This window comes from Pseudomonas crudilactis, from assembly GCF_013433315.1.
GTDB classification, from domain to species: Bacteria; Pseudomonadota; Gammaproteobacteria; order Pseudomonadales; family Pseudomonadaceae; genus Aquipseudomonas; species Aquipseudomonas crudilactis.
On sequence record NZ_WXVV01000012.1, the window covers coordinates 192,167 to 213,030 of the forward strand.

Below are 20,864 nucleotides of genomic sequence, written 5' to 3' on the forward strand. Positions count from 1 at the left end.
CTTTTTACCAGATGCCTCGGCCTGCGCGTGAATTTTTCGACCACCGCCCCGGCGCAACGATTACCAAATGCTGCAAGGACTCACACGACCTGCAGCACGATCTTGCCGATATGGTCGCCAGCCTCCATGTGCGCGTGGGCCTGAGCCGCGTCGTTGAGTGAATAAACCTTGTCGATCATCGGCAGGCAGCGCCCGGCAGACAGTGCCGGCCATACGTGCTCACTCAGTTGATCGGCAATCGCGGCTTTTTCGGCAGCGGTGCGCGCGCGCAAGAGAGATCCGGTAATGACCGCACGTTTGGCCATCATTGCCAGCAGATCAAAGTCGTTGGCCCGCGCGCCGCCGAGGAACCCGAGCATGACCAGACGGCCATCCATCGCCAGAGCGCTGACGTTAGCGTTGAGGTACGAACCACCCATTATGTCGAGAATCACATTGACGCCCTGGCCAGCGGTTTTCTCGGTGATGACCTTTGCGAACTCTTCATCACGATAGTTGATCGGCATGCCGCCGAGCTTGCTGATCGCTGCGCATTTCTCTGCGCTGCCGGCGGTGGCGAAGGCTTCGATGCCAAATTCACGGCAAAGCATCAGGGCTGTGGTGCCGATGCCGCTGGTGCCGCCGTGAATCAGCGCGCGTTGACCATGGCTGGCGCCGCCGAGACCGAACAGGTTGGCCCACACGGTGAAGAAGGTTTCCGGGATCGCGGCGGCGTGCACCCAGTCCAGGCCGTCTGGAATCGGCAGGGTCTGGCCGGCCGGGACGGCGCAGTACTCGGCATAACCGCCGCCATTGGTCAGCGCGCAGACTTTGTCGCCCACGGCGAACTGGCTGACACCCGCCCCGAGTGCGACGACTTCGCCGGCGACCTCCAGCCCGGGAATCGGGTTCATGCCGGGCTTCATCGGATATTTGCCAGCACGCTGCAAGGCGTCTGGCCGGTTGATCCCGGCGGCGTGCACGCGGATCAGCACTTCGCCATCTGCGGTAACCGGCAGCGGCACGCGTCGCGGTTGCAAGACCTCGGGGCCGCCGGGTTCGGTAATTTCGATTCGGGTCATTTCATTGGGCAGGGACATATCGGTTCCTCTTGGCGTGAGTGGTGTAAGTGGGAGCGTGCTGCGCAGGCAATGATTCCCTTTATTGTGCACAGCAGTGCGGTTCAACAGGGGCGGGCAGCCATTTCATGGCTTGCTCCAGCAGCAGCGCCACGACGATCGCGCCTGCGGCAATGATGAACAACAATGCGTGATGACCGCCGCTGGCATTGAACAGCGCCGAGTAGGCAAAACCGGCCAGCGCCTGAAACGTGGCGAACGACACCGTGGCACGGCTCCAGGCGATTTGCTGACGGTGATGCTCCGGCACCAGTTCATGCACCCGCGCGAGCGCCAGTGGCACGATGCCGGGCGGAAACGAACCGAGAATCACCGCCAGTAACGCCAGCGCCATAAACGAGTGGGAGATCGCCAGCAGCCCAAGGGCAATTGCCTGCACCAGCAGCACGAGGCGAATGCCGGACCGAGGACCCAGCTGATCGGCGAGAAAGCCATAACTCACCGGGCCAACAATAGCGCCCAAGCCATACATCACCCAGATCAACGCGCCGACATGCGCCCCGGCGCCGAGTCCACGCGCCACGTAATCCACCAGAAACACCATCGCCGGTACCAGACCTGCGGCCATAAAGGCGTATTGAGCGAACAGCACGTAGACAGCGCGCGGCGTCGGTTCAACGGACGCCGTTTCGTGCGCAGCCACCGGGTGCGCAAAATCGGACGGCCAGCCGAACCAGCTCAGCGCAGTCAGCAACAGGGCCAATGCGCCCAGGCCCAGCCAAGTCGCCTGCAAACCCAGGCTCAACAGCGGCGGCACCAGCGTGCCAGAGCCAGCGATGCCAAGACCGATGCCGAGGAAGATCGCGCCACTGGCCAGCCCTTTACGTGCAGCTGGAACATGCGGCAAGACCGTCGCCGCCACCAACACCATGATCGCGCCACCGGCAATCCCGGACAGCAGCCGCCAGCCAAAGAACCAGCTCACCGACAAGGGAAATGCACAGGCAAAAAATGCGGCGGTGACGATCAGCATCATCAAGCGCAAGGCATTTTTATTGCCGAGCTGGCGCGCTGTCGGCCGGCCGAGCAGGGCGCCGATCAGGTAGCCCACCAGATTGGCCGCACCCAGGTAGACCACATCATTGGCGCTAAACCACTGCGCTTCAATCAGTGAAGGAATCAACGGCGTGTAAGCGAAACGCGCCAGACCGATGCTGACCAGGCTGGCGCACAGGCCGGCGAAGATCGGCAGCCAGATACCGGTGGAGGTTGAAGTGCGCATGATAGCGATCTCGCGGAAGGTTTATGGCGTTCAGCATATCGGCTATCGTTGCTGCGTTAATGCAGCGATTAAGCGGCACAGCGATGCGAATTTGCATCATTGGGAGACAGCATGAATTGGGATGACGCACGGGTATTTCTCGCCGTTTGCCGCGAATCGACACTGCGCGGGGCCGCACGGATTCTGGGGGTCGATCAGGCGACTGTCGGGCGGCGGATCACGGCGCTGGAAAAGTCCCTGGGTGCGACGCTGTTTTTGCGCACCTCCGACGGCTACGCGTTGACGGCCGTCGGCGAAGCAGCGCTCAAAAGCGTGGAGAAGATGGAGCATTCGGCGTTGGAACTGGAGCGGCAGATTCAAGGCCTGGACGATCGCCTGACCGGCACTGTGCGCGTCAGTACCACCGATTCGCTGGCCATCGATTTTCTGATTCCGGCCATTGCCCGTTTGCATGCACGGCACCCGGATGTGCGCGTGCAACTGGATGCGTCCACGCAAATCCTTAGCCTGGCCAAGCGTGAGGCGGATATCGCCGTGCGCAACACCCGGCCGGACAACCCTGACCTGATCGCTCGGCGCATTGCCCGATGGCCGGTGGGGCTGTTTGCTTCCCAAGCGTATATAGACGCCAATGGAGTGCCGCCGCCGGGCACGGCATTTGAAGGGCATGATCTGGTGGTTTATCAGCCGTATCTGCAAGGCAAAAAAGATCTGACGTTGGTATCGGAGCCAATGAGTCGCGGCCGCATCGTCGCCAGCCTCAGTTCCAGTTTGCTCGTCCGTCGTTCGATTGCAGCAGGGTTGGGTGTAGGAGAAATCCCTGTGTACATGGGGGCGCGCGATGGCCTGATCAGGCTTTGGCCGGAGCGCACCACGCCATTGCCCTATGAGGTATGGCTGGTAACCCACGCGGACCTGCGCCATACCGCGCGGGTGAGGGCGGTGATTGAGCAGATTGTCGACGTGTTCGCGTCGGAGAATGAGTAGGTAGATGCTGTTTTGGCAGGGCTACAACCTCTGACGAAACGGCCTACACCAGAGGCAGAATCTCCCGGCTTGTGAGCCTGTTGGATGGGGCCTATTGTTTCGGCATGTCGGTGAGGGGCGCAGGGCTCGCACTGATATTGATACCAGGGAAGGTATTGGTAAACCCAGGAAGGTGCCGAATTGAGAACCACGGAATTCAGTAAAAATCCAATCAGTGATCTATCGAGTAAAGGTCGGAATGCTCAAACCATGAACGCTATAAGCCGTGAAGAGTTCAATGCCAGGATCGAGACCATTGAGACGAGGATGGATGCTCGGTTCGAGGGTGTGTCGACAAAAATCGATGCTTATCTTTTGACTCAGGCGGAGAGGGACAAACGGTACGATTTGATGTGGGACGGCGTACAAAAAATCGCCGAAGACTCAAAAGAAGCCATCAAACAAGCCTCGACAGTGAAGGCGCATTACTGGGCGACGACAGCCGTCCATTTTCTCGGAATGATCACCGTCGTCGTGGGGGCGCACTTTGCCAATCAGGCAGCGGTGTTAACCACCTTGCAGACGACACTCGCTGCGATCCAGGTAGGTAAGGATATAGGCGCACCAAGACCTGCTTCGCAACAAGCACCCGAATCAGCACAATAGAAAACGGCCTTCAAAGAAGGCCGTTTTTGTGGGCGTTGAAACGCAGCGTCATGGCATCTCTGGCAATTCCTGCGGCCGCAGGTCGAATACCAGCACTTCGGCATCGACACCGTTGCTCAAGGTCAGCAACTGTTCCTCGCGAACCCGCACGCCGTCACCTTCGCGCAATGGCTGGCCATTGAGTTCAACACTGCCGCTTGCAACGTGCACATAGGCGTAGCGGTTGGCCGCCAGTTCCAGCGTGGCGCTTTCCTTGCCGTCGAACAGCCCGGCGTACACCCGTGCGTCCTGGCGTACTTTCAGTGAGCCGTCGTTGCCGTCCGGCGAAATGATCAACTGCAAACGACCGCGTTTTTTCCCGGCGCTGAAATGCTCTTGTTGATAGCGCGGTTTGGCGCCGCTGACTTCCGGCACGATCCAGATCTGCAGGAAGTGCACCGGTTTGGTCGCCGAATGGTTGAACTCACTGTGTGCCACGCCACTGCCGGCGCTCATCAATTGCACGTCACCCGGGCGGATGACCGAGCCGGTGCCCAGCGTGTCCTTGTGTTCCAGCGCACCTTCCAGCACGTAGGAAAAGATCTCCATGTCGCGATGCGGGTGCTGGCCGAAACCTTTACCGGCAGCAACGCGGTCATCGTTGATCACCAGCAGGTCGGAAAAACCCTGTTCGCGAGGGTCGCGATAGCTGGCGAAGGAAAAGGTGTGAAAGGACTTCAACCAGCCATGATTGGCGAGGCCACGATCGGAGGCTTTGCGAAGGGTCAGCATGATGAAATCTCCTTGCAGGACGTGAATTCGTCCGAGTGAGGAGAAGGTTACTGTTTACTGATCGGCGCAATAAGTAGATGAAAATTGAAAGACTGTCCCGAACAGGTTGACAGTTATGCGATGCGCTTCGCACAAACTCTTGCGCCCTCAATGTCGTACTTGGCCATAATGTCTGGCCTGTCTCATGTCTCCTTGATTTAAGTGATGTCTGCCCATGAAAACCGTGGCAATGGTGCTGTTTCCCGACTTTCTTCTGCTCGACATGGCCGGGCCATTGGAGGTTTTTTCGGTTGCCAACCGCTACCTGAAAGCCGAAGCGCATTATCAATTGATCACGCTTGGCACCGAGCGTGGCCCACTTCGGGCATCCAACGGCGTGTTGGTGCATGCCGATCGGGCCATTGATGATGCCGACGGCGAGCGCTATGACTTGTTGCTGGTGCCGGGCGGCCCCGGTGCCTACAACCAACAGTTTCCGGCGCTGTTCGCCTGGCTCAAGGGCGCGGTCCAGCGCGTCGAGTATTACGGTTCGATCTGCACCGGCGCCTTTGTGCTGGGCCATGCCGGATTGCTGGACGGTTACCGCGTAACCACCCACTGGAATTACACCGAACGCCTGATCAAGGGCTTTCCGAAAGCCCATGTCACCACGGATCAGATCTATGTCGAAGATCGCAATCTGATCACCTCGGGCGGTGTCACCGCCGGGATCGATATGGCGCTCGCTGTCATCGCTCGCGATCACGGCAAGAAACTCGCTCAGGACGTGGCCAAAGTCCTGCTGGTGGTGATGAAACGGCAGGGCGGGCAGGCCCAGTTCAGTCCGCTGATGGCCGCTGTGGCACCGCAGGAAACGCCGATCACCCGTGCGCAAAGCTACGTGCTGGAACATATCGACGAAGCGTTCACGGTCGAACGCATGGCAGCCATTGCCAATATGAGTGCGCGGCACTTCGCGCGGGTGTTCACCCGCGACATCAATATGACGCCGATGGAGTTTTTACAAAGTGCGCGCATCGACTGCGCGCGAAATCTGCTGGAAACCAGCGATCTGCCGCTTAAAACCGTGGCTTACAAAAGCGGCTTCGGCAGTGTCCGGCACATGCGTTCTCTGTTCGCTGAAAAGCTCGGCCTGACGCCCGCGCAATACCGCGAACAGTTCAGCTAGAGCGGTTATGTCCGTCTGGTGCACCCGGATGTCCGTGCTGCGCCCCGTGTAGCAGTTGTCGCGTCATCTGAGGCTGCCAAGATAGTTGGCATGGATAGCCTCATCGATTTGAACACGGCGTCGGTGCTGCATTTCGGCCCCTACGCCTTCCACCTGCGGCAACGGCTGATACTCGACGGAGATCGGCCTTTGCGCATGGGCGGTCGTGCGCTGGACATTTTGCAGGTGCTGGTCGAGCGTGCCGGTCGAGTGGTCAGAAAGGAGCAATTGATCGCTCTGGTATGGCCGACGTCGGTGGTCGAAGAGATCAACCTGCGCGTGCACATCGCTGCGCTCCGGCGGGCCTTGGGTGACGGCGAAAACGGTCAGCGCTACATCGTCAACGTGCCGCAATGCGGATACAGCTTTATTGCCCCGGTGCGTTGCGACAGCGCCGCGCAGGTGGTCTTCGAGGGGCTGCAAACGCCCCGGCATAATTTGCCCGCACGACTGACCCCGGTTGCCGGACGCGACTCATTGGTCGGCGGGTTGGTGCGGAAAATGCCGCTGTGTCGGCTGATGACCGTCACAGGGGCGGCCGGGGTGGGTAAATCCACTGTCGCATTGCGGGTCGCGGAGCTGCTGTTGCAGTACTACAGAGATGGCGTGTGGCAGGTCGATCTGAGCTTGATCGACGGCGACACGTCGCTCCTCGATCAGGTGCTGCGCATCCTGGAGTGCGATATGACCGGGCTCTCGACTCGCCATGCCTTGTTGCTGCTGGATAACTGTGACCACCACCGCGACGCTTGCAGAGCAGCGGTTGAAACGTTGCTCGAAGTCGCGCCTCGACTGTCGATTCTCGCCACCTGCCGCGAAGCTTTACACGTCAGTCTGGAAACGCTTCAGTACGTGCCACCGCTGGCCATTCCGAAACGCTCGACGGCCGATTGCATCACGGAAGCCATGGGCCATTCGTCGGTACAGTTGTTCGTCAGCCGTGCGCGGGCGCGACAGCATGATTTCCGCCTGCGCGAGCAGGACGTCAAAGTTGTGGTCGAGATCTGTCGGCAACTCGACGGTTTGCCCTTGGCGATCGAGCTGGCCGCGGCGCAGATCGATGCACTGGCATTGGTCGGCTTGCAGGCGCAAATGGCCCACGGCCTGCAAGTGCTCAGTCATGGCCGGCGCACCGCTGTGCCACGGCATCAATCGATGCAGGCGGCATTCGACTGGAGCTATCAGCGCTTGAGTGAACAGGAGCAACGCGTACTGCAGCGTCTATCGGTATTCAAAATGGCGTTTACGCTGGAGGCGGCGCTGGCGGTGATCAGTTGCCCGCAACTGGCGCCGCAGCGGCTCGCCGTGATCATCGAAGGTCTGGCACTGAAGTCGTTGTTGACGGTGGAGCGGGGCGGCAGTACAGGCCGGTACCGGATGCTCAACACCACTCGCTGCTATGCCCGCGGGCAACTTGAGCGCAGCGGTGAAGGGATTGAGCTTGAACGCCGGCATGCGCGTTACATCAAGCGGATTCGCCGAACCTCAGACGTGCACGTGCTGGCGTAGTTCGTCGATCAGCAAGCGCACCTTGCGCAAGTCCGGGGTCGCGTAGCCCTCGGTGAAGCGTTGATAGATCGGAGTGAGCAAATCCAGCGCCTCGCGACAGCGCGATTGGCGCTGCCAGAGTTGCGCCAATGACGTAGCGCTGCGCAGTTCCCAGGCGAGCGCGCCTTGGGTGCGGGCGATGGTCAGGGATTGTTGCAGGAGTGCTTCGGCTTGCTGAATATTGGTGGCGTTTAGGAGAACCTCTTCGCGAGCAAGCTCGCTCTCACAGAGATTTTTGGTGTGCTCAGAACCCATGTGGGAGCGAGCCTGCTCGCGAAGAGGCCCGCCCAGACAAACCATCTCTTCATTCAATAACGCATCCGCTCGAGCCCGCAGGATCTCCGCCGTGCTCCACCCGGCATCACCACTCAGCGCCCGCTCAAGCAGCGCGTCATCCACAAAACGGCCATCCAGCGTGACCATGATTTCCCGAATCAGCCCGCTACTGTCCTTCGGCACTGGCGTGATGGTGGGCGCATCGAGCACCTGCGCGTAGTGCCGCGCCCACGTGTTGAACAGCAGCACTGAATGTTTCTGCGACTGCTCCAGCAACAACTGCAACAGCGCCCGGGCGTTTTGTTGATCACCGTTGTAATGAGCGATCAGGCAACTCGCCAGCGCGAGGGTGTAGCAAATCGAGGTGCCATGGTCGATCTGTACGGCAATGTCCAGGGCCTGCCGCGCCGTGTGCCAGGCTTGTTCCGGCAGGCCTTGCATCCATAAGACCCGTGCCAGCACCGTCAGCGACGCGACGCTCTGGTCGTATTGCACGCCAAAGCCATGAGTGAAGCGGTTGACATGGCCGCTTTGCGCCATGCGCTGGAGGACCTGTTCGGCGTGGATGCGCGCCTGCAACTGGTCGCCGGCATAGTGCAGGGCCAATACGCGCAAGCGATGGGTACTCAGTGACAACAGCGGGTCGCCGTGCAGGCCGAGGCGGTCGAAGTGCTCGCTCTGTGCGAGCGCCATGCGGTAGTGCCCGCAACTGAGGTTGACCGCCATGTGCCCGGAAACTGCGCGCAATTGCCCGGCAACGTCGTCGTGTTCATGCGCCAACTGGCGAGCTTCGGCGAAAGCTTCGATGGTTTCCGCCGTGCCACCCCACGTGTGATAGCAGGCACTGCCGAGGGCCAGTTTCAGCGCAACTTTCAGGCGCGGGCAAGGTTCGCCGAGTTCATCAAGCAGGCTCAGCGCCCGGCGTACGTAGCCGCCGTACTCCTTGAGCAGCGACAACTCTTGCCACAAGGGCGCCGACGCTGCCGCCAGTCGAATCCCCAGACCCCCGGGGCCGACACCGTTCAGGCTCCAGTCCAGCGCTGCGCGCAAATCTTCCAGTCCTCGGGCGTAGCGATCAATCCACAACAGCGTCGGGGTATTTTCCCAATCGTTCTGCGCCTGCTGCATCAACGCCAGACAGCGTTCGGCATGCCGTTCGCGGGTTTCTTCGCATTCGGCAGCGTGATCGAGTTTTTCCAGCGCGTAACGTCGGGTGGTATCGAGCAAACGGTAGAACACGTCCTCGTCACCGACTTCGACGGCGAGCAGGGACTTGGCCACCAATTGCGTGATCGACACAAACACCACACCGGGGTCGATCTGTTGGCCGACGATTACGGCCGCCGCCGACTCCAGGGTAAAACCACCGCGAAACACGCCCAGACGACGCAGGCAGGTTTGCTCGCAGTGGTCGAGCAGATTGAAACTCCAGTCCAGCGTGGCGCGCAGGGTGAGGTGGCGCTCCAGGCTGCTTTGATTGCCCGCTGCCAGCGGTGGCAAACGGCCCTGCAATTGGCTCAGCAGGCCGTCCAGACCGAGTTCGGCGACCTGCGCTGCCGCCAGCTCAAGCGCCAGTGGAATGCCATCGAGCCGATGGCAAATCTCGATCGCTTGGGGCAACTGGGTATCGCTCAGTTCGAAGCTTTCCTGCGCGGCCGTGGCCCGTTCGATGAACAGTTGCAGCGCCGAGAAGCTCAGCGCTTGCTCGCGATTCAATATCGCCGGCATCGACGGGTATTCGAGGGAATCCAGACGCTGCACGTATTCGCCTTCAGCCCGCAGGCTCTCGCGGCTGGTGGCGAGAATATGCACCTTCGGCGCGCCGCGCAGAATGCTCTCGCTGAGCGCCGCGACGGCATCGATCAGGTGTTCGCAGTTGTCGAGCAGCAACAGCATTTGCCGCTGTTGCAGGCCATTGACCAGCGCCGCCAGTGGATCACCCTCGAGTAACGCCAGATCGAGCAGTGCGGCCAGGTGCGAGTAAATCAACCGCGGATCGTTGAGCGGTGCCAGGTCCACCAGCCGAATGCCGTCGCGATAGTGCCCGATCAACTGCTCGGCCACGCGCAAGGCCACGGTGGTCTTGCCGATCCCGCCAGGCCCGACCAGGGTGATGCAGCGTTGGCGCGGCAACTGCGTCATCAAGCTGTCGACCAGCGGCTGGCGGCCGATCATCCGCGTGCGCCGCAAGGGCAAATTGTGCCGACCGCCAGCATCGCCCACAGGACGCTCCTCCATGGATTCCAGTAAAACCGGTGCGACAAAACTGTAACCGCGTTGCGCCACGGTGATGATGTAGCGCTGGCCGGCCTGACCGTCACCGAGCGCCTTGCGCAGCGCCGCCATGTGCACGCGCAGGTTGATGTCTTCGACCACGCTGTCCGGCCAGACCCCGGCCATCAATTGCTGCTTGCTCACCACTTCGCCGGCATGGGCCAGCAGAATCAGGAGGATGTCCATCGCCCGTCGACCGAGGCGCAACGGCTGCTCGCCTTCGAGCACCCGTCTTTGTCCGGGATGAATCCGATAGGGGCCGAAACCGAGGGCCTGATTCGGGGAAAGACTCAACAGCTCACTCCTGCGGTGCAGCGACGGACAGAGCGGAGTAGGGCCGAGCGCGTGCGCAGGCCTTCTATTCCGGGGTGTCCCGGCATAATCCTCAGGTTTGAGCGTCAGTGCAACGGTTGCCGGGCTCAAAACACGGCAGGTTGTAAACGGTGAGCTTTCGGTTCACGCATGATCTGGCAGCGCCAGGCAAACGGATTGATGCCTTCACTGCGGGTGAACATATGGCAGAAATGCGCCTGATCGCAGAACCCGCATTCCAGGCTGATTTGCGTCAGGCTCAAGTCAGTGTGCTGGATCAACAGCTTGGCCCGCGCCAGGCGCTGGGTGCGAATCCAGTCCTGCGGCGATAATCCGGTGCTGCATTTGAAGGCGCGGGAAAAATGGCTGCGTGACAGTGAACAGGCGCGGGCCAGTTCGGTGACCTCAAGGCTTTCGCCCAGGCGTTCGAGGATCAGTTGTTTGACCTGTCGTTCACGTTGCGGACTGAGTCCGCCGACCCCGGTCTTGCGTGGTTCGTTGGCAGGGGCGAGGGCGACGCTGTGCTGTAAGTGAGCCATGGCCAAAGTCCGTGTCGATGGGGAATGCACGGTCGGCGCATCCCCTCAGGTCAAAAAAACAACGCTGCGCAGAGGGTTTCATTGTTGGCCGAGGGCGGGAGGCTGACGAGTTAATCGTTGTTAATTCCATGCTGGAGTCGCGCCCACAGGCCGGTAGATCGCGTAAAGTGCGTAGCACTTGCGTCTGGCTGGCCTTAAGGAATCCGTGCCCATGAACCGTAACGATCTGCGTCGCGTTGACATGAACCTGTTGGTGATTTTCGAAGCGCTGATGTTCGAAAAGAACCTGACCCGTGTCGCCGAAAAACTGTTCATGGGCCAGCCGGCCGTCAGCGCTGCTTTGGGGCGGTTGCGCGATCTGTTCGACGATCCATTACTGCTGCGCAACGGTCGCGGCATGGAACCGACCGCGCGGGCGCTGGCGATTCTCAAGGAGTTGCAACCGGCGATGGACGTCATCTCCGGCGCGGTCAGCCGGGCCAAGGAGTTCGAACCGGCGAGCAGTTGTGATGTGTTTCGCATCGGCTTGTCGGACGACGCCGAGTTCGGCCTGTTTCCACCGCTGCTGCGCCAGCTTCAGCAAGAGGCGCCGGGGATTGTCGTGGTCGTGCGCCGCGCCAATTACTTGTTGATGCCGGCACTGTTGGCCTCTGGGGAAATCTCCGTCGGCGTCAGTTACACCACTGAATTGCCGGCCAACGCCAAGCGCAAAAAACTGCGCGACATTCCCTGCAAAGTCCTGCGCGGCGATGACCGCCCGGGGCCGCTGACGCTCGATGAATACTGCGAGCGCCCGCATGCGATGGTGTCGTTCTCCGGCGACTTGAGCGGCAACATCGACATGGACCTGGCCAAGGTCGGCCGTTCGCGTCGCGTGGTGTTGGGCGTGCCGCAATTCAGCGGCTTGCGCGCGTTGCTCGCCGGCACCGAAATGATCGCCACGGTTCCGGATTACGCCGCGTGTGCGCTGGTTGAGGGCTGTGCCTTGCGTGCCGAAGATCCACCGTTCCCGATTGATGCGGCGCAATTGTCGATGGCCTGGAGCGGGGTGCATGACAACGACCCGGCGGAGAAATGGCTGCGCGCGCGGATCAGTCAGTTCATGGCGGCACCGCTGGATATTCCAGCGGTTTAAATCCCTGCGCATATCTCACAAACAACACCAATCCCCTGTGGGAGCGAGCCTGCTCGCGAAAGCGCTGTGTCATTCAAAGCATTTATCAACTGACCCGACGTCTTCGCGAGCAAGCTCGCTCCCACATTGGCTCGGAGTGATCGATGGTTTAAACATCGCCGTTTAAGCAACACCCTCAGACACTCTTTCAGGCTACGCAACCTTGCGCCTTTGCCTACAGCTACGCCAGAATCCGCCGGCTTGTGCGCTTGTGGTCAGGTCTCTATCGTTTGGTGGTCGCTGAAAACTCAGCGATCGGGTTTAGCGACTCGGACCAAAAAAAGTGCATCAGCGCTCCATGCTTCGTTGCAGGCTATCGTCTGCACTTCGCTATGGCGGCTGTATGCGGGAGACCTTCGGGTCTACCGGGTTGCCTTTTTACCGGTTCGCTAACCTGCATACGGTCGCCACCCATCCTGTTTAGCGACAGGACGTGGTGATCCCGGCTCTAAAAAGGAGATTCACCATGTTCAAAGTCACGCCCAACCCGCCAGACATCGACCCCACATCCCCCTACGAATCCATCGATTCCCGAAAGCTCCACGAAGCCGCCGACCGCGCCCTCGACCACTACCTCCTGCCACCCGGCTCCACACCACCTCCACGCAGAACTCGCGGCATGTATGCGGTAACTGCCGACACCAAAAACGAAGAACTGCTGACCGATGCCAGCGAAACACTCGCCTCGGCCAAAACCATCGCCCAGGACGTCGCCCACCTGTTGCCCGCGCCGCAGCGCCGGGCGTTGTTGGGAATTGCGCAGTTGATCATGCTCGGTGAGTTGGCGGTGAATCGGGTGCTGGATAACCTCGAACCACCGGCCTGAACACACCCCCTGTGGGAGCGAGCTTGCTCGCGAAAGCGGTGTGTCATTCAAAGTATTTATAACTGACCCGACGCCTTCGCAAGCAAGCTCGCTCCCACAGGGGGCTGCGGTGTTCCAAGAATTTTGGAATGCCGTAGAACTGAGCACACCCATCCAATTTCCTCCCGACCATCATTGGCATGATTCCAGCCAATGACATTTCAAGGGTCGGGTCATGAATGCCTCAACAGATGAACGGGCACGCGACATCGGTTTGCTGTTCCTGCGGGTCAGCGGCGGATTGTTCCTGCTGTGGGTGCACGGCTTGCCCAAGCTGCTGGATTTCACCGCGCAACTGCAACTGATCGAAGACCCGTTCCACCTCGGATCTCACCTCACCTTGATTCTGGCGATCTTCGCCGAAGTGCTCTGTCCGCTACTGATCGTCGCCGGGTTACTGGCGCGATTGGCCTGCGTGCCTATTCTCTTTGTGCTGCTGGTGGCGCTGCTGGTCGTGCATCCGCAATGGAGTGTGGCCGAAGGGCAGTTCGGCTGGTTGCTGCTGATCCTGTTTACCACCGTGTTGATCGCCGGGCCGGGACGGCTGGCGATTTCTGTTCGTTTGCCCGGAGTGTTGCGTTATGCCTGAAGTCCTCAATCCACAGTCACCGGGGGCCGATGAGACGGTCACATTGATCATCAAACACCGGGTCAAGGCCGGTTTCGAGTCGGCGTACGAGGCCTGGCTGCGCAATATCGTCCGCGTGGCGGGGCAGCGTGAAGGCCATCTGGGCGTGGACGTGGTGCGCGGCAAGCGCGGCCGTCTCGACTTCTACACCTGCGTGCTGCGCTTCAGCACCACCGAGGCGATGCAAGGCTGGCTGGAATCGCCGCAGCGTCAGGCACTGGTCGCCGAAGCCGCGCCAATGCTGGCTGATGGCGATCAGACGGAAGTCGCGCCGATCAAGGAATTCTGGTTTACCCCACTGGCCGATGCCGCTTCGCCGCCGCCGCGCTGGAAGCAAGCAGTGGTCACGCTGCTGGTGATTCTGCCGCACACCTTGCTCGTGCCGTTGATCTGGGGGCCGCTGCTGGCGCTGCATCCGCTTCTTTCCAACTACTTGGTCGCCACGTTCCTGATCACCCTGACCATCGTCCTGTCGGTGGTGTACGTGGTGATGCCGCCGGTCACCCGTTTGTTTACGCCGTGGCTCGAAGCCAGCCAGACCCATGAACACCTCGATTCCCAAGAAACCTCGCCACGCTGAGCGCGCGGGGTTTGCTCCTTTTCACTTTGCTTGAGGAACTGCGATGAGCGCCGATCTGATTCTGTTCAATGGTCAATTTCACACCGTTGACCGCACCAAACCGCTGGCCAGTGCCGTGGCAATCACCGATGGCCGCTTCGTGGTCGTTGGCAACGATAATCAAGCGATGGCCCTGCGCGGGCCGAACACGCAAGTGGTCGATATGCACGGCCGCTGCGTGATCCCAGGTCTCAACGACTCGCACTTGCACTTGATTCGTGGCGGATTGAACTACAACCTCGAATTGCGTTGGGAAGGCGTACCGTCGCTGGCCGACGCGCTGCGCATGCTCAAGGATCAGGCCGACCGCACGCCGACCCCGCAATGGGTGCGCGTGGTCGGTGGCTGGAACGAATTCCAGTTCGCCGAAAAACGCATGCCGACTCTGGAAGAAATCAATCAGGCCGCGCCGGACACCCCGGTGTTTATCCTGCACCTGTATGACCGCGCGTTGCTCAACCGCGCTGCGCTGCGTGTGGCCGGTTACACCCGCGACACGCCGAACCCGCCGGGTGGCGAGATCGTCCGCGATAGCAACGGCAACCCGACCGGCATGCTGGTTGCGCGGCCGAACGCGATGATTCTCTACTCGACGCTGGCCAAGGGGCCGAAGCTGCCGCTGGAATATCAGGTCAACTCGACCCGCCAGTTCATGCGCGAACTCAATCGCCTCGGCCTGACCAGTGCGATCGATGCCGGCGGCGGTTTCCAGAACTACCCAGACGATTATCAAGTGATCGAGCAACTGGCCAAAGACGACCAGTTGACCGTGCGCATCGCCTACAACCTGTTCACCCAGAAACCGAAAGAAGAGCTGAGCGATTTCCAGAACTGGACCGGCAGCGTCAAGTTGCATCAGGGCGACGACTTCCTGCGCCACAACGGCGCCGGCGAGATGCTGGTGTTTTCGGCGGCGGACTTTGAAGACTTCCTCGAACCACGCCCGGACCTGCCGCAGACCATGGAAGAAGAGCTGGAACCGGTGGTGCGCCACTTGGTCGAGCAACGCTGGCCGTTCCGCTTGCACGCGACTTACAACGAATCGATCAGCCGCATGCTCGACGTGTTCGAGAAGGTCAATCGCGACATTCCGTTCAACGGTCTGCCGTGGTTCTTCGACCACGCCGAAACCATCACCCCGCAAAACATCGAGCGGGTGAAAGCGCTGGGCGGCGGCATCGCGATTCAGGATCGCATGGCGTTCCAGGGCGAGTACTTCGTCGACCGCTACGGCAAGCAAGCCGCCGAAGCCACCCCACCGATCAAACGCATGCTCGCCGAAGGTGTGCCGGTCGGCGCCGGCACCGATGCCACGCGGGTCTCCAGCTACAACCCGTGGACTTCGCTGTACTGGATGGTCAGCGGCCGCACCGTCGGTGGTCTGGCCTTGTACGAAGAAGGTTTGCCGCGCACCACCGCGCTTGAATTGTTCACCCACGGCAGCGCCTGGTTCTCCTCGGAGCAGGGCAAGAAAGGCCAGATCAAGGTCGGCCAATTGGCGGATCTGGCGGCGCTGAGCGCGGATTTCTTCCATGTTGAAGAAGAAGCGATCAAGTGGATCGAGTCGGTCATGACCGTGGTCGGCGGCAAGATTGTTTACGCCGCTGGCGACTTCGAAGACCTCGGCCCACGCTCGATTCCAGTGCTGCCGGACTGGTCGCCGGTGGTCAAAGTCCCGGGCCACTGGCGGCCGAATTCGCCGTTGCAGGCGCAGGTTCACCAGTGCAGCGGGCCATGCGCGGTGCATACGCACAGCCACGAAAAGGCGCGGATGTCGAACGCGCCGGTCAGCGACTTCGCCGGTTTCTGGGGCGCGTTTGGCTGCTCCTGCTTCGCTTTCTGATTTCCCCTGAAGCGCCGGCCATCCGGTCGGCGCTCTACGCTTCATCCATCCGTCCATCAGGAGTTTTCCCATGAGCGTTCCTTACACACGTCTGAACAAAGATGATGCGGTTGTATTGTTGGTCGATCACCAGACCGGTCTGATCTCGCTGGTCCAGGATTTCACCCCGAACGAATTCAAGAACAACGTGCTGGCGCTGGGCGACATCGCCAAGTTTTTCAAGCTGCCAACCATCCTCACCACCAGTTTTGACGCAGGTCCCAACGGCCCGATCGTGCCTGAACTGCGCGAGCAGTTCCCGGATGCGCCGTTCATTCAGCGCCCGGGCCAGATCAATGCCTGGGACAACGAAGACTTCGTTAAAGCGATCAAGGCGACCGGTCGCAAGCAACTGATCATCGCCGGTGTGGTGACGGATGTTTGCGTGGCGTTCCCAACCCTGTCGGCGATTGCTGAAGGCTACGAAGTGTTTGTGGTGACGGATTCGTCGGGCACCTTCAACACCACCGTGCAACAAGCGGCGTGGGCGCGGATGTCGGCGGCGGGTGCCCACCTGCTGAACTGGTTCTCGGTGGCGTGCGAGCTGCAGGGCGACTGGCGCAATGACATGGAAGGGTTGGCGCATTTGCTGTCGGAGCGTCTGCCTAACTATCGCAATTTGATCAACAGCTATACCAAGTTCACTGCCAAGTAATTCGGTGTGAGTTTGAAAAGCCCCTCACCCTAACCCTCTCCCGGAGGGAGAGGGGACTGACCGAGGGGCTCTTTCGAGGTACGCCGACTTGCGATACCGAGCCGAACTTCAGTTTTGAACAGCTTGAAGATTGGCTCCCTTTCCCTTCGAGGTTTTGGGGAGAGGGGACTGACCGAGGGGCTCTTTCGAGGTACGCCGACGTGCAATACCGAGCCGAACTGAGGTTCTGGATTGTATGCGGTCTGCTCCCTTTCCCCCTCGCCCCCTTGGGGGAGAGGGCTGGGGTGAGGGGGAGGCTTTTGATCTTGATCTTGCCGCTTCAACGCTTCTGCAACCACCCCAAAAACCCACCTTTCCTCACCTCCACCGGTTTGCCCATCAACGCGAGGCGACTGTTCTGCTGACGCACCGCCTGCAACTTGTTCAACGCCCGACCCACCTCCGTGCGCTGTTCCATGCACTCACGAGTCAGGCTCTTGTCGAGACGATAAATGATGCTCGACGTCAACGCCGTGAACGTCGCCTGCGACGGTGTATCCGCGAGAATGCTCTGTTCACCCATGACCTCACTCGGCCCCATCCGCCCGGCCTCGACCTTGCTGTCGCCATCCACCACGGTCGCACTGACCACCCCAGTGGCAATGACAAACAGACTGTCCGGCACCTCGTCCAGCTCCAGCACCACCTGGCCCGCCGCATACTGCTGCGCAACCATCGATTCGGCGAGGCGATCACGCTCCTCACTGCTCAGCGAGCGGAAGATTTTCACTTCATCGAGCAATGCGCGGGCGCGGGTCGACGGTTCGATCACGCCGTCCGGATGCCGCGAGATTCCCGCCGCTTCGAGATGCCGGTGAGCGAGGTCGAACAGCTGATTGCGTACTTCGCTTTTTTTGCCCAGCTCGGCGATGAACCCGCTGGCGACGTATTCCGACATGGTTTCGCCGGCCTCTTTCAGCACGGCTTTTGGCGCCGGGCTGAGAAGAAGAGAGCTGCTGCCCTGCAAGGTGCGATCAAGCGCATCAAGTACCCGACGTGGGCGGATGTGATTCGGCACTTGAATGCTGATCGACACGCCGTGCATGTTGTTCGGGCGACTGAGGTTGACGATTTTCGCCTTGGCCGCCACCGAGTTCGGCACCACGGCCATGGTCCCGGCGCTGGTCAGCAGGTGCGTGGCGCGCCAATCGATGTCGAAGACCTTGCCTTCGACGCCGTCGATCACCACGAAATCATCCACCTGGTACGGCTTGGTGGTGTTGAGCACGATCCCGGAAAACACATCGGCCAAGGTGCTTTGCAACGCCAGACCGACAACGATGGCCACCACGCCGGAGGTCGCCAGCAAACCTTTTACCGGCAGCTCCAGCACGTAACCGGCCGCGGCGACGGTAGCCACCAGAAACACCAATGCGCCGATCACGTCTTGCAGCAAACGACCGCTATGGCCGATGCGGCGCATCAGTGCCAAACCGATGACTTCAGTCAGCACTCGCGCCGCGTACAGCCACCAGAGAATCCCCAACGCCGTCGCACCCAACTGCGCCACGCGGTCATCGGTAAATTGCGGTGCCTGCAACGGACTGACGCCGGCGTTGATCACCAGCGCCGTGAACGCCAGAAACAGCACCAGCCGCACACCGACTCTCGGAGCGCGATGGGTGAAGGGCGAGAAGTGCCAGAGCACGGCGTCGAGCAGCAGCAGGGCGGCGCTCCAGGACAACAGGTGGGTGTAGAAAAGGGTCATGACCGAAGCTCCGAAGTGTCTGCCAATAAAAAGATCGCAGCCTGCGGCGGCTCCTACAGAAGAACGTATTCCAATGTAGGAGCTGCCGAAGGCTGCGATCTTTTGCCGTTATGGATTCAGATGGGTTTTCAGCTCAGCCGCCGCCTGACGCACCGCCGCCTTCACCTCAGGAATCTGACTCAGCGGATTGAGCAGGCCAAAGTCATGAATCATCCCGTTGTAACGCACCGAGGTTACCGCCACGCCGGCCGCATCGAGGTGCCGCGCATAGCCTTCGCCTTCGTCACGCAGCACGTCGAATTCGGCGGTCTGCACCAGTGCGGCAGGCAGGCCTTTGAGCTGTTCGGTGCTGGCGTTGAGCGGCGAGGCATGGATCTGCGCACGCTCGGCCGGGTTGGTGGTGTAGTTGTCCCAGAACCACTGCATCATGCCTTTGGTGAGGAAATGGCCCTCGGCGAATTGCTGGTACGAACCGTCGTCGAACTGCGCGTTGGTCACCGGCCACATCAGCAACTGGAAGCGCAGGGCCGGGGCTTTCTGTTCCTTGGCCATCAGCGCGACGACCGCCGCCATGTTGCCGCCGACGCTGTTGCCGGCCACCGCCAGGCGCTTGCCGTCGACACCGATATCTTTGCCGTGCTCTGCCACCCATTTGGTTGCGGCGTAGGCCTGGTTGATTGCGGTCGGGTACTGCGCTTCCGGCGACGGCGTGTAATCGACGTACACCGCGACGGCGCCCGAACCCACTACCAAGTCGCGAATCAAGCGCTGGTGCGTCGGGTAATCCCCCAGCACCCAGCCGCCACCGTGGAAGAACATGAACACCGGCAACTCGCCTTTGACCTTGGCCGGACGCACCACTTTCAGGTTGATGGTCTGGCCATCGACCTTGACCGTCTTGTCGCTGACTTCAACACCGGACAAGTCCACATTCACCGAAGCTTGCGCGCCGGTCAGTACCGCACGAGCGTCTTTCGGGCTCAGTTGCTCCAGCGGTTTGCCACCGCCGGCGGCGAGGGCGTCGAGGAAGGCTTGGGTGTTGTGTTCAACGCCGCTGCTTTCAGCGGCGAAAGCGTTGCCGATGGACAGGGCGAGGAGGGAAGCGGTGAGGGTTTTCTTGACGATGTTCATGGTGGAAATCCTTTTGAATGTTTTTGAATTTTTATGCCTGGGTTGCGGGCTGCTGTGGCGCTGGGGTTCAGGCCTCAGCAACACCGTGAGCACAGATTAATGAGCTGCTCGAAAGTGAAAAAGCGGCTATAAAGCGTTTAACTGTCCACCAGAGAGTGACAATGAACCCGTTCGAAGACATGCGTATTTTTTGCCAGGTCATGGACTCCGGCAGCTTCACCTCAGCGGCCGATCAATTGGGCCTGTCCAAGCAGTTCGTCAGCCGGCGCTTGATGCAACTGGAAGAGCGACTCGGCGTGCGGTTACTCAACCGCTCGACCCGTCGCTTGGATGTCACGCCACTGGGCCAGAGTTATTACGAATCTGCCTTGCGTCTGTTGGGCGAAGTCGAGCAAGTGGAGCAGGGCATCGCCGGACAGACTGCCGAGCCGCGCGGAACGATTCGCCTGAGTGCGCCGCTGTCGTTTGCCGTGGCGCATCTGGGCTGTCTGTTGCCACTGTTCTTGCAGCGCTATCGGGAAGTTACGGTTGAGGTTGATCTGAGTGATCGGCCGGTGGATTTGCTCGGTGAGGGCTACGATCTGGCGCTGCGCATTGGCGTGCTGGAAGACTCGACACTGATTGCTCGGCGTATCGCGTCGATCGAACGGGTGTACTGCGCCAGCCCGGCGTACCTCGCTGAACGCGGTACGCCCCTCGAGCCGGAAGATCTGCACAGCCATGACTGCCTGCCGTACGGGCATAGTCGTTCGGTGCAGTGGCGCTTCAACGCGGGGCAGGGCAAGCCGCTGTTGGTCAATGTCACCGGGCGCATGCGGGTGAACAACGGCGAGCTGCTCAGGGATGCGGCGGTGCAGGGGATGGGGATTACCTATTTGCCGACGTTCATTGTCGGCGCGGCGTTGAAGGATGGCCGACTGGTGCCGGTGCTGGATGATTTGCGCCCGGAGCCGCTGACACTTTCAGCCGTTTACCCGCAACATCGTCAGGCCTCCAGACCGGTGCAGGCGCTGGTTGAATTTTTGCGTGAACGCCTGAACGAGAGCCACGTCGCTCTCTGAGCCAGTACTGGATTTTTCAACCACTGCAAAACCCTTGTGGGAGCGAGCCTGCTCGCGAAAGCGGTGTGTCAGTCAAAACATCATTGGCTGATCCACAGCATTCGCGAGCAGGCTCACTCCTACAATTGATGGTGGTTGTCTGCGGAATCTGCGCACGCCAAAAACCCCTGTGGGAGCGAGCTTGCTCGCGAATGCTGTGGGCC

General features: G+C 60.6%; 18 protein-coding genes. 11 read left to right on the forward strand and 7 right to left on the reverse strand.

The features are described 5' to 3' along the window. Positions 1-80 precede the first annotated feature (80 nt). A complete protein-coding gene (locus tag GTU76_RS15600) occupies positions 81-1,079 on the reverse strand; it encodes an NAD(P)H-quinone oxidoreductase (protein ID WP_016987811.1) in 999 nt (332 codons plus the stop codon). Positions 1,080-1,140: 61 nt separating this feature from the next. Next, positions 1,141-2,340: a YbfB/YjiJ family MFS transporter gene (locus tag GTU76_RS15605; protein ID WP_180699008.1), complete on the reverse strand. Its 1,200-nt coding sequence runs from the start codon at positions 2,338-2,340 to the stop codon at positions 1,141-1,143. 111 nt (positions 2,341-2,451) lie between these two features. Here GTU76_RS15605 and GTU76_RS15610 point away from each other — a divergent pair, with 111 nt between their 5' ends. Then, complete coding sequence (locus GTU76_RS15610) at positions 2,452-3,327, forward strand: LysR family transcriptional regulator (RefSeq protein ID WP_180699009.1); 876 nt, start codon at positions 2,452-2,454, stop codon at positions 3,325-3,327. A gap of 249 nt (positions 3,328-3,576) precedes the next feature. Further along, entirely contained in the window at positions 3,577-3,972 is a 396-nt protein-coding gene (locus GTU76_RS15615) for a hypothetical protein (RefSeq protein ID WP_180699010.1), read from the forward strand. A gap of 48 nt (positions 3,973-4,020) precedes the next feature. On the opposite strand, the gene GTU76_RS15620 is transcribed toward GTU76_RS15615, so the two are convergent. Beyond that, a complete protein-coding gene (locus GTU76_RS15620; protein ID WP_180699011.1) occupies positions 4,021-4,743 on the reverse strand; it encodes a pirin family protein in 723 nt (240 codons plus the stop codon). Positions 4,744-4,957: 214 nt separating this feature from the next. On the opposite strand from GTU76_RS15620, the gene GTU76_RS15625 reads away from it, so the two are divergent. Both GTU76_RS15625 and GTU76_RS15630 read left to right on the forward strand, forming a co-directional pair. Then, positions 4,958-5,911, forward strand: a complete 954-nt coding sequence (locus GTU76_RS15625; RefSeq protein ID WP_175554772.1) for a GlxA family transcriptional regulator — start codon at positions 4,958-4,960, stop codon at positions 5,909-5,911. A gap of 90 nt (positions 5,912-6,001) precedes the next feature. Next, on the forward strand, positions 6,002-7,459 hold the full coding sequence (locus GTU76_RS15630) for an ATP-binding protein (protein WP_180699012.1): 1,458 nt from the start codon (positions 6,002-6,004) through the stop codon (positions 7,457-7,459). On the opposite strand, the gene GTU76_RS15635 is transcribed toward GTU76_RS15630, so the two are convergent. Both GTU76_RS15635 and GTU76_RS15640 read right to left on the reverse strand, forming a co-directional pair. Beyond that, positions 7,436-10,342, reverse strand: coding sequence for an ATP-binding protein (locus tag GTU76_RS15635; RefSeq protein ID WP_180699013.1), 2,907 nt, complete (start codon positions 10,340-10,342; stop codon positions 7,436-7,438). The genes GTU76_RS15630 and GTU76_RS15635 overlap by 24 nt on opposite strands. A gap of 125 nt (positions 10,343-10,467) precedes the next feature. Continuing rightward, positions 10,468-10,899: a helix-turn-helix domain-containing protein gene (locus GTU76_RS15640; protein ID WP_026000818.1), complete on the reverse strand. Its 432-nt coding sequence runs from the start codon at positions 10,897-10,899 to the stop codon at positions 10,468-10,470. Positions 10,900-11,110: 211 nt separating this feature from the next. Between GTU76_RS15640 and GTU76_RS15645 the strand changes: the two genes are divergently transcribed. From GTU76_RS15645 to ycaC, 6 genes are all read left to right on the forward strand, one after another. Continuing rightward, entirely contained in the window at positions 11,111-12,034 is a 924-nt protein-coding gene (locus GTU76_RS15645) for a LysR family transcriptional regulator (RefSeq protein WP_180699014.1), read from the forward strand. A 505-nt stretch (positions 12,035-12,539) separates the two neighbouring features. Then, on the forward strand, positions 12,540-12,899 hold the full coding sequence (locus tag GTU76_RS15650) for a DUF6124 family protein (RefSeq protein ID WP_095120147.1): 360 nt from the start codon (positions 12,540-12,542) through the stop codon (positions 12,897-12,899). A gap of 214 nt (positions 12,900-13,113) precedes the next feature. After that, positions 13,114-13,527 (forward strand): DoxX family protein, encoded by a 414-nt coding sequence (locus GTU76_RS15655; protein ID WP_016987822.1) that lies wholly within the window; start codon positions 13,114-13,116, stop codon positions 13,525-13,527. Further along, positions 13,520-14,146, forward strand: coding sequence for an antibiotic biosynthesis monooxygenase (locus tag GTU76_RS15660; RefSeq protein WP_180699015.1), 627 nt, complete (start codon positions 13,520-13,522; stop codon positions 14,144-14,146). The genes GTU76_RS15655 and GTU76_RS15660 overlap by 8 nt, the downstream gene beginning before the upstream one ends. Before the next feature lie 43 nt (positions 14,147-14,189). After that, a complete protein-coding gene (locus tag GTU76_RS15665; RefSeq protein ID WP_016987824.1) occupies positions 14,190-16,028 on the forward strand; it encodes an amidohydrolase in 1,839 nt (612 codons plus the stop codon). A 70-nt stretch (positions 16,029-16,098) separates the two neighbouring features. Continuing rightward, a complete protein-coding gene (gene ycaC, locus GTU76_RS15670; protein WP_007913541.1) occupies positions 16,099-16,722 on the forward strand; it encodes an isochorismate family cysteine hydrolase YcaC in 624 nt (207 codons plus the stop codon). Positions 16,723-17,041: 319 nt separating this feature from the next. Here the strand turns inward: ycaC and GTU76_RS15675 are convergent, their stop codons facing one another. Further along, positions 17,042-18,469 (reverse strand): mechanosensitive ion channel family protein, encoded by a 1,428-nt coding sequence (locus GTU76_RS15675; protein WP_180699016.1) that lies wholly within the window; start codon positions 18,467-18,469, stop codon positions 17,042-17,044. Between the two features lie 108 nt (positions 18,470-18,577). Beyond that, positions 18,578-19,600: an alpha/beta hydrolase gene (locus GTU76_RS15680; RefSeq protein WP_180699017.1), complete on the reverse strand. Its 1,023-nt coding sequence runs from the start codon at positions 19,598-19,600 to the stop codon at positions 18,578-18,580. A 161-nt stretch (positions 19,601-19,761) separates the two neighbouring features. On the opposite strand from GTU76_RS15680, the gene GTU76_RS15685 reads away from it, so the two are divergent. Continuing rightward, positions 19,762-20,661 carry a LysR family transcriptional regulator gene (locus tag GTU76_RS15685; RefSeq protein WP_175554764.1) on the forward strand — a complete coding sequence of 300 codons (900 nt, stop codon included), beginning with the start codon at positions 19,762-19,764 and terminating at the stop codon, positions 20,659-20,661. Positions 20,662-20,864: the final 203 nt, after the last annotated feature.

Bases quoted from the DNA above. Each gene is read 5' to 3' on its own strand.
- GTU76_RS15640 (WP_026000818.1), bottom strand. From the start codon at position 10,899: ATGGCTCACTTACAGCACAGCGTCGCCCTCGCCCCTGCCAACGAACCA.
- GTU76_RS15615 (WP_180699010.1), top strand. From the start codon at position 3,577: ATGAACGCTATAAGCCGTGAAGAGTTCAATGCCAGGATCGAGACCATT.
- GTU76_RS15605 (WP_180699008.1), bottom strand. From the start codon at position 2,340: ATGCGCACTTCAACCTCCACCGGTATCTGGCTGCCGATCTTCGCCGGC.
- GTU76_RS15645 (WP_180699014.1), top strand. From the start codon at position 11,111: ATGAACCGTAACGATCTGCGTCGCGTTGACATGAACCTGTTGGTGATT.
- GTU76_RS15660 (WP_180699015.1), top strand. From the start codon at position 13,520: ATGCCTGAAGTCCTCAATCCACAGTCACCGGGGGCCGATGAGACGGTC.
- GTU76_RS15680 (WP_180699017.1), bottom strand. From the start codon at position 19,600: ATGAACATCGTCAAGAAAACCCTCACCGCTTCCCTCCTCGCCCTGTCC.
- GTU76_RS15675 (WP_180699016.1), bottom strand. From the start codon at position 18,469: ATGACCCTTTTCTACACCCACCTGTTGTCCTGGAGCGCCGCCCTGCTG.
- GTU76_RS15630 (WP_180699012.1), top strand. From the start codon at position 6,002: ATGGATAGCCTCATCGATTTGAACACGGCGTCGGTGCTGCATTTCGGC.
- GTU76_RS15620 (WP_180699011.1), bottom strand. From the start codon at position 4,743: ATGCTGACCCTTCGCAAAGCCTCCGATCGTGGCCTCGCCAATCATGGC.
- GTU76_RS15685 (WP_175554764.1), top strand. From the start codon at position 19,762: ATGAACCCGTTCGAAGACATGCGTATTTTTTGCCAGGTCATGGACTCC.
- GTU76_RS15650 (WP_095120147.1), top strand. From the start codon at position 12,540: ATGTTCAAAGTCACGCCCAACCCGCCAGACATCGACCCCACATCCCCC.
- GTU76_RS15665 (WP_016987824.1), top strand. From the start codon at position 14,190: ATGAGCGCCGATCTGATTCTGTTCAATGGTCAATTTCACACCGTTGAC.
- GTU76_RS15610 (WP_180699009.1), top strand. From the start codon at position 2,452: ATGAATTGGGATGACGCACGGGTATTTCTCGCCGTTTGCCGCGAATCG.
- ycaC (WP_007913541.1), top strand. From the start codon at position 16,099: ATGAGCGTTCCTTACACACGTCTGAACAAAGATGATGCGGTTGTATTG.
- GTU76_RS15655 (WP_016987822.1), top strand. From the start codon at position 13,114: ATGAATGCCTCAACAGATGAACGGGCACGCGACATCGGTTTGCTGTTC.
- GTU76_RS15625 (WP_175554772.1), top strand. From the start codon at position 4,958: ATGAAAACCGTGGCAATGGTGCTGTTTCCCGACTTTCTTCTGCTCGAC.
- GTU76_RS15600 (WP_016987811.1), bottom strand. From the start codon at position 1,079: ATGTCCCTGCCCAATGAAATGACCCGAATCGAAATTACCGAACCCGGC.